An 11,908-nucleotide genomic window follows, 5' to 3' on the forward strand; every position below is an offset into this window, starting at 1 on the left:
GCGGATTCAGTGCCTGACATTTGTCTTCTCCATGTAGTGGTAATTTTGTTGACAACATAGACTTTCACTCTTACTGAAGCCTTACACATACTGAACCATGCACACCATCATTACGCGACAACAAAACACGCGTGCTTGAAAAGCGGTCATTGCAATCTGTAATGCCGTCGAAAAAAATCTGCTTGCTGCTGCCCTTCCCTAGATTCCGGCAGTCTTGTTTCGGAATGAATTTAAGCAAAATCCGCTTTTTTAGTTATGCCAGTTTCACCACTTGCATTGTTGCGCTTTGTCATTGTTGCGGCGATTTTATAACCGAATACTTTAGCGCACCCCCTTGCCCGTTCGATGGCATCCATTACATTAACGGCCCAGGCATGGGCTTTAATCGAGTCTGGCTTGCTGTCAGTCGATTTCCTACCCAGCCAGTGTAAAATCCTGTTTGGCGCGAATATGGCTGCAGGATATGCAAGTTCTTCCAGCCAGCGAAAAACGTCTTGATGGCATAAATTTATGCAGGGGTATGAATGAAAATACTGCGTTTATCGCATTATTTTATGGCGATATGAAAAAATACACGTACCGGTATGCTTTTTTATAAAACTCCGAACAAATACCGGAGCAGCACTCGGCATTAAAGAAATCATCCTCAACCGCATTTTTCCAAATCCGTTTATTGTGATTTTTACCAGCAGACAACACTCAACTCGCATCCCCTCATGCATCAGCTCGATTACTTGTTGATACGGGCAAGCCAGAATTCTATTTGAGCCAACATACACCGATAAAATAATCATCATTATCTAACCAAACGAGAACTCTAATGACCATCATCAAGCAGGACGACCTCATCGAATCCGTTGCCGCGGCGCTGCAATACATCAGTTATTACCATCCGGCCGACTACATCGCCCATCTGGCGCGTGCTTATGAGGCAGAGCAAAGCCCGGCGGCCAAGGATGCGATTGCGCAGATCCTGACTAATTCGCGCATGTGCGCGGAAGGCCATCGCCCGATTTGCCAGGATACCGGCATCGTCAATGTCTTTCTGAAGATCGGCATGGAAGTCCGGCTGGAAGGCTTCAAGGGTTCGATCGCCGATGCCGTCAACGAAGGCGTGCGGCGCGGCTATAACAATCCAGAGAACAAGCTGCGCGCCTCGATCGTGGCCGATCCGCATTTCGAGCGCAAAAATACCAAGGACAACACCCCGGCCGTGATTCACATGGAACTGGTGCCGGGCAATACAATCGACGTGCAGATCGCAGCCAAGGGCGGCGGCTCCGAGAACAAGACCAAGTTCGTGATGCTCAATCCGTCCGACTCGCTGGTGGACTGGGTCATGAAGACCGTGCCGACCATGGGCGCCGGCTGGTGCCCGCCGGGCATGCTGGGGATCGGCATCGGCGGCACCGCCGAAAAAGCCATGCTGATGGCCAAGGAAGTGCTGATGGAAGACATCAACATGTACGACCTGCTGAAACGCGGCCCGCAGAACAAGACCGAGGAACTGCGCATCGAGCTGTTCCAGAAAATCAATGCGCTCGGCATCGGCGCGCAGGGCCTGGGCGGCCTGACCACGGTGCTCGACGTGAAAATCATGATGTATCCGACCCACGCCGCCTCCAAGCCGGTAGCGATGATCCCGAACTGCGCGGCCACCCGTCACGGCCATTTCGTGCTCGACGGTTCCGGCCCGGCCTTCATGGAGCCGCCGTCGCTGTCCGACTGGCCGGAAGTGCACTGGGCGCCTGACACCGAAAAATCCAAGCGAATCGACCTCAACACCCTGACCAAGGCCGAAGTCGCCTCCTGGAGGCCGGGCCAGACCCTGCTGCTGAACGGCAAGATGCTGACCGGCCGCGACGCTGCCCACAAGCGCATCCAGGACATGCTGGCCAAGGGCGAGCCACTGCCGGTCGATTTCACCAACCGCGTGATCTACTACGTCGGCCCGGTCGATCCGGTGCGCGACGAGGCGGTCGGCCCGGCCGGCCCGACCACCGCGACCCGGATGGACAAGTTCACCGACATGATGCTGGAAAAAACCGGCCTGATCTCGATGGTCGGCAAGGCCGAGCGCGGACCGGTTGCGATCGACTCAATCAAGCGGCACCAATCGGCGTACCTGATGGCGGTCGGCGGCGCAGCCTATCTAGTTTCGAAAGCCATCAAGAGCGCAAAAGTGGTCGGCTTTGCCGATCTCGGCATGGAAGCGATCTACGAGTTTGACGTCAAAGACATGCCGGTCACGGTAGCGGTCGACGCCAACGGCACCTCAGTGCACGAAACCGGGCCGAAGGAATGGCAAGCCCGGATCGCCGCGACCTCGGTGGGCGACATCGCAGTCACCACCAAGTAAGCACCGGTCTACCCTCGCCGGGCGAAGTGCTGGTTCTGATTCGATTCATTACCGGCAGCTCGCCCGCCATTCCACCGTCTTATTTTGCCCCATCCATTGACCACCTTTTCCGAACGTGCGAGCACTCCGGTTGCGACTACGGCGCCTATCGGCATTTTTGATTCCGGCATCGGCGGCCTGTCGGTACTGCGCCATATCCAGGCCCGATTGCCGCATGAAAATGTACTGTATTTTGCCGACTCGGGCTTTGCACCCTATGGCGGCAAGCCAGAGCAATTCATCGTCACCCGGTCGCTGGCAATTACAGATTTTCTGCTGCAACACGGCGCCAAAGCCATCGTGGTAGCCTGCAATACCGCCACTGCAGCGGCCATCAAGGCGCTGCGGGCGTGCCACCCACGGTTACCTATAGTCGGCGTTGAGCCAGGACTGAAACCGGCCGCCGCACTAAGCAAAAACAATACGATCGGCGTGCTGGCCACCGAACGCACGCTCGCCAGCAGCAAATTCCGGCAATTGAGCGAACGCATCGCGGCCGATAGCGGAGTGCGGGTGCTGACGCAAGCCTGCACCGGGCTGGCCGACCAGATCGAAAAGGGCGAGCTACAATCGGCTGCCACCGCAGAACTGGTACAGCGTTATGCCGCGCCGCTGATTGCCCAGGGCGCCGACACGCTGGTGCTGGGATGCACCCACTATCCTTTCGTGCTGCCACTGTTCCAGGATGCGATCTGCGACGCTGGCTCCGGCCCGATTACTATTATCGATACCGGCCGGCCGATTGCCCTACATCTGGCAAGTCTCCTCAAAGACCATGATCTGCTTAACGCATCCAGCAGCCCAGGCTTGCTGCTAACGTTCACCACCGGCAGTGAAATTGCACTAAGAGATGCTCTCAAAAAACTGCTGGATCTGCAGCCAAGCACTGCAAAAGTAACGATCAACTGACCCGGATATTGCACAAAAATAGCAAAAATCCCCGGAAGTCATCAAGCAGCGCGCAAGACTTTCCGGATTAGTGGTGAAAACACCGCCCATAAATGAGCTACTTGCCCCCTCTACGGAAACTCTGATGCAGGAAATCAGCAAATCCAGCTCACCTTCCTATGATGAACATCGGGCTCCTGAGTTCATCAAGCAAGGAATGCGCAAAGCCCATCAAAGCACGTTTAGCGAATAGTCAGGCCGCCATCAACACCAAGGATTTGCCCAGTAACATAGCTAGCCCAGTCTGAGGCGAGGAAAATGAAGGCTGGCGCAACTTCACTTGGCTCGGCCCAGCGTCCTAGCGGCAGACGCGCCAGATAGTTGTCCTTGAAGCGATCGTCGGTGCGGATTACCTCGGTCATCGGCGTCGCCGCACCGGGCGCAATCGCGTTAACTGTAATATTGTATTTACCGAGTTCCTTGGCGGCCGACATGGTAATGCCGACGATGCCGGCCTTGGCCGCGCTGTAGTTGATCTGACCGATGGTACCGAGTACGCCGGCGGTAGAGGTGACGTTGATAATACGGCCATAGCCGCGTTCTATCATGCCGTTGACCACTGCCTGCAGGCAATTGAAGCTACCTTTCAAATGGACATTGAGCACTGCATCCCATTGGTCTTCGCTCATTTTGTGCAACATGGCCGGACGGGTAATGCCGGCGTTGTTGACAAGGATGTCGATGCGCTCGAAGCGCTGCGTGATTTCCGCTGTCATCGCAATGACCTGGGCACGATCGGCCACGTTGCAGCCATACCCGTGCGCACTGCCGCCTGCCTGGCAAATTTCAGCGGCAATCTTATTGGCCGCTTCGGCGTTGATATCGGCTACCGCGACCTGCGCGCCTTGCTGGGCAAACGCATGCGCAATCGCTGCGCCCAAGCCTTGACCAGCACCGGTGACAAGTGCCACTTTGTTTTTTAATAGCATGATTACCCTTGACGGAATTGTAAAATGCCGGGAATAAGTTGTGCTTCACTTCGAACCCGTGAAAGCAGGGGGCAGAGTCATTTGCGCCAAATGCCGCAAAAAACTCCGCCCCCTGCTTTTACTGCTGCCACACTTGGTTGGGCCTTTGTTAGTCTTTCGGCTTGCCCAAAACAGCGCTGGCCAGTGCATCATTCATCGGCGCGCCTTCGGCCGTCATCTGACGGTATTTGATGAAGTCAATCACATCCTTACCGGTGATTTTCTTGGTGCTGAAGGCGTTGAAGCCGAGGTAGGCTTCATAATTCATGTTCGCAGCGAGCCAGTGGCGGTTTGGCAATTTCATCTGATCCCAGAAAAATTTCTTCTTGCCGCGGATGCCGTCGATCGATTTCATCAGGCAATGCGGGAACAAGTTGGTGAATTTCCAGACCAGCGCATTGACTTCCTTGTCGAGCAGTTCGAAATCGATGGTCGATGTTGCCATCAAGTCCTTGGCGGCGGCCATGTCGCTTTGTTCGATCGGTTCCCCGTAGACGATTTCACCGTCTTCGACATAGTTGGCGGTTTTCACTTGCGGGTTGCGGATGAACTTGCCGTCTTTCTTCAGCACCGGCACCACCTTGGTGATCATGCCCTTGGCCTTCATCTTGTATGCGCTCCAAGTCTCGCAGGAAACGCAGTTGAACAGCGCATCTTCCATCGACAGGAACCATGGCAGGAAGTCAGTAGCACCGCCATCCGGTGCCGAGCCGTGCTTCGGACCGGCCTGACCATAAATAGCCAGATCGGACGATACCGTGAGGTCACAGGCCAACCCGATTTCCTGGCCGCCGCCGACGCGCATGCCGTTGACACGGCAGATCACTGGCTTCTTGCAGTTCAGAATTGCATCGACCATCGCGTTGAACAGGTCCATGTATTCGCCGTATTCATTCGGCCGTTTGCTGTAGTAGCTCGCGTATTCAACCGTATTGCCGCCGGTGCAGAACGCCTTTTCACCGACTGCAGCAAACACGACGGCCACTACGGTACGGTCGCTCGACGCTTTCTGGAAGCCGGCGATCACACCCTTGACCATTTCAGTCGTATATGAATTGTATTGCGTCGGATTGTTGAGCCAGATCCAGACTGCGGACAGTCCGGCGACCGGCTGGCCTTTAGGATCGAGGACTGGGCGTGTTTCATAGATCACGCCCGGCGCTTCGCCGTTGATCAACTTGTTATCGAACAGTTGATGGTCTTTCAATTCATTTTCTCTGGGTAACCAGCTGAGGGACATATCGGTCATTTTTAATTCTCCTTAATTGAAATCGGGGACCAGAATCACGCGCTTTTTGAGTTCGCCATGATGCGCTGCTTCGAACACTTCTTGAATCTGGCTCATCGGCCGGGTTTCGACAAACGGCTCCAGTTGGATGCGTCCATCTAGGCACATTTCGAGCACTTTTGGGTAGCCTTTCGGCGGACAGCCCCAAGTACCGATGATCTCGGCGTCGAATGCCATCAGCCGCGACAGCATGTACGAGGTTTCCGCAGTGCCGTAACCGACCACCACCAGCGTGCCGACAAACGACAGCAGCGCCAGCGCCAGTTCCTGGCCGGGTTTGACGCCAGTGACTTCGAAAATTTTCCAGCTGTGATTGGCCGGGATATTCTTTTCCTTGCAATACGACTTGATCGCATCTTTGACTTCCTTGATGCTCTTGTCGCGCGAGTTGACTGTGAAGTCGGCGCCGTATTGCTCCATCATCTTCAGCTTGTCGCCGTTGATATCGATCCCGATGACAGTCGAAGCGCCCATGCCCTTGGCAACCTGGGTCATGAAGCTGCCGACGCCGCCGGCTGCACCCACGATGATCACGCGATCGCCAGGGCCGACCCGGCCGCGCACGGCTGCCTGATACGGTGTCGTGACGGCATCGGCGATCACCGACATGTGCTCCAATGGCTGCTCGCCGCGGTTCTCGATCACGCACAAGTCAGCAGCCGGTACCGGGATATGACTGGAAAAACCGCCGTAGATGCCAAGCGAATTGCCTGGCATTTTTTGCGCCAGACAGCGGTTCTGGCGACCCGACTTACAGATATCGCATTCATTACACGGCATCACTGCCGGCACGATCACTTCCTTGCCAACCAGGTGCGATGGGCCAGCGACCACCACGCCGCTGATCTCGTGGCCCAACGACAGTGGCGGCTTGTGCTCGGTCGGCACACCCATGTAAAAATACGAAATGTCAGTATGGCAGACGCCGCAACCCCGAACCTCGACTAGTGCTTCGGTCGGATTCAACGCAGGCATCGGGATCTTGGTGCGGACCAGCTTGCCAGGCTCGGTCATTTGCCAGGTGTCGATATATTCAGGTATCAATTCAATCTCCCTTGGTGATTAATCCAGCGCGATGAAGTCAAGACTCCCTCGCGCCCACGTTCGTTTATTTGTGCTGCCAGACAGCTGGACGCTTTTGCATGAACGAATTGAGCCCTTCGTTGGCGTCTGCGGTCGGCATCAATTCCTTCAGGTAAATCTTTTCGGCAGCAGCCAGCGCTTCGGCAAACGGCTTACCGCTGGCAGCGCGCACCGCTTTCTTGGTATAAACCAGTGCCGGCCGGCTCAATGACAGGAACTTGCTGACATAGGCGATGCTGCCGGCGGCAAATTCTTCCTTCGGGATCACCTGGTTGACCAGCGAGAGACGGTGTGCTTCATTGGCATCGATATTGGCGCCGCCCAGCAGCAGTTCATACGCCTTGCCGCTCGACAGGATACGCGGCAGCAGGATTGCGGCGATCGGCGGAAACACGCCGAGCTGGATTTCAGGCTGTCCAAGCTTGGCATGGCTGGCGGCAATAATCATGTCGCAACCCAGTGCCAGTTCACAACCGCCACCCAGCGCCACGCCGTTTAACGCGGCGATAGTTGGGATCTGCACCGTTTCCAGTCGCCGGAAAATGCCGTGGAAAACATCAATCATCCGATCGACCTTGTCTGGCGTATGGTCAGCGACGTCGACGCCGGCCGAAAATGCCTTTTCGCCGGCGCCGCTGATTAACAGTACGCGGGCGCTGTCGTCTCTCAGTACGCTGTCGAGCGCGCTATTGATCTCGACCATCATATCGATGTCGAGCACGTTGTACGGCGGCTTGTTCAGCGTCAGCGTGATCAGTCCGTGGTCCGATGTATAGGTGATGTGTTTGAATCCGGTCATTGCAATGCCTCGCGGGTGAAGTTAATACGGAATGGACAACTCTCTTCGCAATCGCTGCAACAGATCTGGCCGCCCTGCAAAATAGTCCAGACCTCGGCCCCGCAGCGGGTGCAGCACATTTTCGGATCGGGCGAAGCGGGTGTCTGTGTTTGCACTTCGCGCCGGGTTCGAAAATCGATTATCTGTGCCATGAGTTTTCCTTTCCGCAGTCAGAATAAATCGTCCATTTCATCCGAGCCGCCACCCGGCATCTTGCCGTGCTGTTGCAGGTAGGCCTGCATGAACTGACTCTCGCGCTGGGTGTACATCGGCGCTTCTTCAAAGATGAAATGGCGGGCATCCGGGTTGCGTCCGAGCTGTTCTTCGAGACCCTGCCGCAGATTCTCAACACCCTTGATAGTCAATACATTTTTATCAGCATCAAGCAGTTGGAACACGCCCGCTTCAGTACAGATGCCGGCCACCACGCTGCCGGTGAAATCGAGCCAGGCTTCCGGCGGCAACACCATACTGTCGAGCTTGGCAGCCAGGTTGCACTTCAGGCAGCGCAGCGCTTCGGCCTGCGCCGAAGTGGCGTCGAAGCCAAGTTCGACCTCGTTCCAGTTGTTGCGCTGGTCGTTGGCGATGAAGATCGGATGCAGCCGTTGCTTTTGATTGAAACCATCCTCGCGCCCGATATGCGGGTCGGTGTCCCAGTCGTCCGCCAGCAGTTTTTCTTCGATATTACCGTCACCACCAAGGAATGCATCCATCGCGGCAGCCGCCTTGCGGCCCTGCGCCACCGCCTCGATCAGGCTGGCCGGCCCGAGCACAACGTCGCCGCCAGCAAACACGCCAGGCCGACTGGTCAGCAGCGTATCCTCGCGCACTTGGATCCGCCCGCCCTTACCGGTCTGTACACCGAAGCCGTCGAAGCTTTGCGCATGCTGGCCGATCGCGGCTATCACCAGATCGACTTCTTCTTCAAAGTCGCTGCCGGCAATCTCGACCGGCCGGCGGCGGCCACTGGCATCGGCTTCGCCCAGTTCCATCTTGGCATAGGTCACTTTCAGAAGGCTAGCGCCATCCGGATTCAATGCAATTTTCTTCGGTGCAGTCAAAAAGCGCAGGTTCACGCCTTCATCCAAGCAGCCCTGCACCTCGTCCTCACGCGCCGGCATCTCGTCGCGGGTGCGGCGATAGATCATGCTGACCTGTTCACCACCCAACCGGCGCGAAGAGCGACAGTTGTCGGTAGCGACATTGCCGCCGCCGATTACCGCCACATGTTTTCCGACCATGATGTCTGATTCCAGAGTACCGACCTTGCCCAACGCAGCAGCGCGCAGGAAGGTCGGGCTGTCGACCACATTTGGCAGATCGTCGCCGGGAATCCCGAGTTTGTCACCACCTTGAGTGCCGATGCCGATGAATACGGATTCATATCCCTGGCTTAGCAGCGTGTCTATATTCTCGATACGGGTGTTGAAACGGAATTCGACCCCAAGCTGCTCGACTTCAGCTACTTCGCGGTCGATGACGTCAAGCGGCACCCGGTACGACGGGATGCCGTAGCGCACCATGCCGCCAGCAGCCGGAAGCGCTTCAAATACGGTAACCGCATGGCCCTTCTTCGCCAGGTAATAGGCGGTGGTCAGACCAGCCGGACCGGCACCAATCACGGCAGCCCTGCGTCCTGTGGCCGGCAATTGCCTGGACAGCGCGCGCCATAGGCCAGTGTCATTGTCGGCGGCAAGCCGTTTCAGGCTGCGGATCGACAGCGGCTGGTCCAGATGCTTGCGGCGGCAAGCCGATTCGCACGGACTGAAGCAGGCACGACCGAGAATGCCTGGGAACGGCAACTTTTCGCGCACTACGGCAGTCGCTTCGCTGTACTTGCCAAGGCCAACCAGTTGCACATAGCGCGGCACGTCGATCCCGGCCGGGCAGGTCGCTTTGCACGGCACCTGTGATTCTTCCTTGTGCGAGACATCGAGCGTGCGGTCCATCAGCGCGCCGGTCGGACAAACTTCGACGCAGGCACTACAGAATTTGCAGCCCGACTCGAGCAGCGTCGGCTTTATAGTGCCGACCCATTTGCGGCCATCGGTCTCCTTGACTTCGAGGCAGCCGACGCCGCGCACTTCGTTGCAGGCGATCAGACAGCGGCGGCAGTCGATGCACAGGTTGTAGTCGCGGTCGTAAAACGGTTCGTCCAGCACCACCGGCAAGCGCGCCGGCTTGTAAGGTGGTGTCGTGTTCGGGATGCCAATGTAGTCGGAAACCTTGCGCAGTTCACAGCTATTGAAAATCGAACAGCAGCGCGTCTCGACCGGGTTACCATAGGAGCAGGTGGTACGGCTACAGCCGTCACGCTGCGGGCAAGTCAGGCAGACATGCGGGTGGGTAGCGAGCGTTTTGGCAATCGCGGCTGCACGCATCCGATTGATTTCCGTCGAGGTGGTACTAATCGCCATACCGGCCTCAACCATCATTGAACACGATTTCCGCGGCGCATCCTCACCGGCAACATCGACCATACACAAGCCGCAGCCGCCATCCTTATCGCCGCGCTGGCATGAGGGCGGCAAATCGGGATGCGCGCACAGCGCCGGTATGTAGATGCCGGCCGCGGTGGCCGCTGACAGCACCGAACTGCCGGCAGGGGCGGACACGGTTTTGCCATCAATCGTGATGTCGACCAGCGGACCGAACAAAGCCGCTGCAGCAGATTTGCCGGACTTCCACCAAGTTACCGTTTGAGTTTTCGTATCCATCAATACACCCATCTCTCGAATATCCACTTATCAGTGCGGTCATTTGATACATGTATCATAATACATGTTAATTTTTTCAAATGAATTATTTTGCATGTTTAGATTCTATATTGCGCTTTTAACTCTGTCAACGAAAAATGCAGTGGTCTAATTTGTCCGGACACCTCAACAGGTGGAAAATCCACCGCATGAGGAGCATTACATGGCAAAGCAGCGCAAGAAATTCGACACCAGCCTGAAGCTGGAAGTCGTTCGCATGATCAAAGAACAGAGGGTTGAGCGCCCAAAACGTCAGCGAAAGTATGGACATTAGTCCGACAGCAACCGGTTTTGTGCAAAATTAGCTGAAGTTGCCTCGGTTTCGTGGACACCTATCCTGTAGAGAAGGCGGTATTCGCTATGCAACAACACAGAGATGCTTATCCGCCGGATTTCCGTTGGAAAATGGTTGAATTGGTTCAAGCCCGGCGCACTCCGGAAGAACTGGCCAAGGAATTTGAGCCCACAGTGCAGACGATACGCAAGTGGGTGGAGCAAGCCGAGCGCGATGCGGACAAACGACACGATGGGCTCACCAGCGCCGAGCGCCAGGAATTCACGCGTCTAAAGCGGGAGAACCGGCAATTGAAACTGGAGCGGGAGATCCTCTCAAAAGCCGCGGCCTGGTTTGCTCGGGAAACCGAGACGCTGCCCAAACGGAATACGAATTCGTGAAAACGAATCAAGCCATCTATCCGATGCATACCGTGTGCCGTCTGGAGGGTGTAAGAAATTTTGTGTAAACGGTCATTTGACAGGAAACTGCCGTATTGCAAGGAGCAATGATGACTGTAGAAAAGAAAGCCCTGCCTTCCGACATGATTGATGCCCTATTGGCCGACTACAAAACACCGGAAGATTTGATCGGCCAGGATGGCCTGTTGAAGCAACTCACCAAGGCTCTGGTCGAGCGCGTGCTGCAAGCTGAAATGACGGAGCACCTTGGTCATGGTAAGAATCAACTGGTCGCCAATGCAACCGGCAATACCCGCAATGGCCGCAGCCAGAAGACGCTCAAATGTAGTGATCGCGATCCGATCTGACAGTCACCCGATTTGACGTACGCTGCTGTCAGGTCAAATTCAGTTGTTCAATGTGGTGATTTTATCGTGCCACGCCTCCTTTCCTGCGATTAAAGTTTGCATCGGTGTGCGGCCGCAGCACATCTTGCCTTGATGCGTGCGGTCATTGTTGTAATGGGCCAGCCAATCATCCAGATCGGCCTGCAATTCTTCGATCGAGCGGTAGATCTTGCGCCGGAATGCAACCTGGTAAAACTCCTGCAGGATCGTCTTGTGAAAGCGCTCGCAAATACCGTTGGTTTGCGGATGACAGACCTTGGTCTTGGTATGCTCGATGTCATTCAAGGCCGGGTAGAACTGATAGCCATGGGATTCCGGCCGGCCGCAGTATTCCGTTCCCCGATCGGTCAGTATGCGGATCAGCCCCATGCCTTGCTCCTCTAGGAAGGGCAATACCCGGTCATTCAACAAATCGGCGGCAGTAATCGGCGTCTTTGTGGTGTAGAGCTTGGCTGCGGCCTATTTCGAGTAGGTATCGACGAAGGTCTGCTGGTAAATGCATCCCACGCCCTTGATGGTGCCGACATAGAACGTATCCTGGATGCAT

At 56.0% G+C, this 11,908-nt stretch carries 8 protein-coding genes and 2 pseudogenes; 4 read left to right on the forward strand and 6 right to left on the reverse strand.

Annotation, left to right across the window (positions count from 1 at the left end):
• The first annotated feature begins 820 nt into the window (after window positions 1–820).
• Window positions 821–2,359, forward strand: coding sequence for a fumarate hydratase (locus tag HMCN_RS0115225; RefSeq protein ID WP_025918182.1), 1,539 nt, complete (start codon window positions 821–823; stop codon window positions 2,357–2,359).
• Between the two features lie 96 nt (window positions 2,360–2,455).
• Window positions 2,456–3,307 carry a glutamate racemase gene (murI, locus tag HMCN_RS0115230; protein ID WP_025918183.1) on the forward strand — a complete coding sequence of 284 codons (852 nt, stop codon included), beginning with the start codon at window positions 2,456–2,458 and terminating at the stop codon, window positions 3,305–3,307.
• A gap of 221 nt (window positions 3,308–3,528) precedes the next feature.
• On the opposite strand, the gene HMCN_RS0115235 is transcribed toward murI, so the two are convergent.
• From HMCN_RS0115235 to HMCN_RS0115255, 5 genes are all read right to left on the reverse strand, one after another.
• The gene (locus HMCN_RS0115235; RefSeq protein WP_025918184.1) at window positions 3,529–4,275 is read right to left on the reverse strand and encodes an SDR family NAD(P)-dependent oxidoreductase; all 747 of its coding nucleotides are present in this window, start codon (window positions 4,273–4,275) and stop codon (window positions 3,529–3,531) included.
• A gap of 148 nt (window positions 4,276–4,423) precedes the next feature.
• A complete protein-coding gene (gene oah / locus HMCN_RS0115240) occupies window positions 4,424–5,563 on the reverse strand; it encodes a 6-oxocyclohex-1-ene-1-carbonyl-CoA hydratase (RefSeq protein WP_202962677.1) in 1,140 nt (379 codons plus the stop codon).
• A gap of 12 nt (window positions 5,564–5,575) precedes the next feature.
• Entirely contained in the window at window positions 5,576–6,646 is a 1,071-nt protein-coding gene (gene had, locus HMCN_RS0115245; RefSeq protein WP_025918186.1) for a 6-hydroxycyclohex-1-ene-1-carbonyl-CoA dehydrogenase, read from the reverse strand.
• 64 nt (window positions 6,647–6,710) lie between these two features.
• Complete coding sequence (locus HMCN_RS0115250) at window positions 6,711–7,484, reverse strand: enoyl-CoA hydratase/isomerase family protein (protein WP_035627476.1); 774 nt, start codon at window positions 7,482–7,484, stop codon at window positions 6,711–6,713.
• Between the two features lie 209 nt (window positions 7,485–7,693).
• Window positions 7,694–10,240 (reverse strand): FAD-dependent oxidoreductase, encoded by a 2,547-nt coding sequence (locus HMCN_RS0115255; RefSeq protein ID WP_051567015.1) that lies wholly within the window; start codon window positions 10,238–10,240, stop codon window positions 7,694–7,696.
• Window positions 10,241–10,603: 363 nt separating this feature from the next.
• Between HMCN_RS0115255 and HMCN_RS0115265 the strand changes: the two genes are divergently transcribed.
• On the forward strand, window positions 10,604–10,954 hold the full coding sequence (locus tag HMCN_RS0115265; RefSeq protein WP_155837596.1) for a transposase: 351 nt from the start codon (window positions 10,604–10,606) through the stop codon (window positions 10,952–10,954).
• A gap of 110 nt (window positions 10,955–11,064) precedes the next feature.
• A pseudogene (locus tag HMCN_RS0115270) lies at window positions 11,065–11,298 on the forward strand (transposase); the annotation flags it as partial.
• A 63-nt stretch (window positions 11,299–11,361) separates the two neighbouring features.
• On the opposite strand, the pseudogene HMCN_RS17935 reads toward HMCN_RS0115270, so the two are convergent.
• A pseudogene (locus HMCN_RS17935) lies at window positions 11,362–11,908 on the reverse strand (integrase core domain-containing protein); the annotation flags it as partial.

The organism is Herminiimonas sp. CN (assembly GCF_000622895.1).
GTDB lineage: Bacteria > Pseudomonadota > Gammaproteobacteria > Burkholderiales > Burkholderiaceae_D > AVCC01.

What these genes read in the sequence shown, in the direction of transcription:
- oah (WP_202962677.1), bottom strand. Translation starts at nt 5,563, where the DNA reads ATGACCGATATGTCCCTCAGCTGGTTACCCAGAGAAAATGAATTGAAA.
- HMCN_RS0115255 (WP_051567015.1), bottom strand. Translation starts at nt 10,240, where the DNA reads ATGGATACGAAAACTCAAACGGTAACTTGGTGGAAGTCCGGCAAATCT.
- HMCN_RS0115235 (WP_025918184.1), bottom strand. Translation starts at nt 4,275, where the DNA reads ATGCTATTAAAAAACAAAGTGGCACTTGTCACCGGTGCTGGTCAAGGC.
- HMCN_RS0115250 (WP_035627476.1), bottom strand. Translation starts at nt 7,484, where the DNA reads ATGACCGGATTCAAACACATCACCTATACATCGGACCACGGACTGATC.
- HMCN_RS0115225 (WP_025918182.1), top strand. Translation starts at nt 821, where the DNA reads ATGACCATCATCAAGCAGGACGACCTCATCGAATCCGTTGCCGCGGCG.